The organism is Streptomyces beijiangensis, assembly GCF_017315755.1.
GTDB lineage: Bacteria > Actinomycetota > Actinomycetes > Streptomycetales > Streptomycetaceae > Streptomyces > Streptomyces beijiangensis.
On the sequence record NZ_JAFLRJ010000892.1, the window covers coordinates 1 to 303 of the forward strand.

The following is a 303-nucleotide window of genomic DNA, read 5'->3' on the forward strand; positions in this document are numbered from 1 at the left end:
GGCTGCGGGGGCCGCAAGGGCTGAGGACGGCATCTGGGCAGGACACTCACCCAAGCGGTAGAACCTAGCCATGCCACGTTTCGAGATCACACCGATAGGCACAGTCCGGAACAACCGTACGGACGTCCAGCACACGGACAACTGGGGTGCCGTCCACAGTACGATCACCGTCGACGAGCGCTTCGGCGACGCGTGCCTGCAGGGTCTGGAGGGCTTCTCCCACGTGGAGGTCCTCTTCGTCTTCGACCAGTTCCCGGAACCGGAACACGATGACTACCGCGAACCCCGCCCCTACCGCGGCCG

1 protein-coding gene is annotated in these 303 nt (G+C 65.0%); it reads left to right on the forward strand.

Annotated elements, in window-relative coordinates:
- Positions 1–70: 70 nt before the first annotated feature.
- Positions 71–303, forward strand: a 233-nt coding sequence (locus tag J0695_RS39710) for an SAM-dependent methyltransferase (protein WP_505383633.1), incomplete at its 3' end; no start/stop codon positions are given.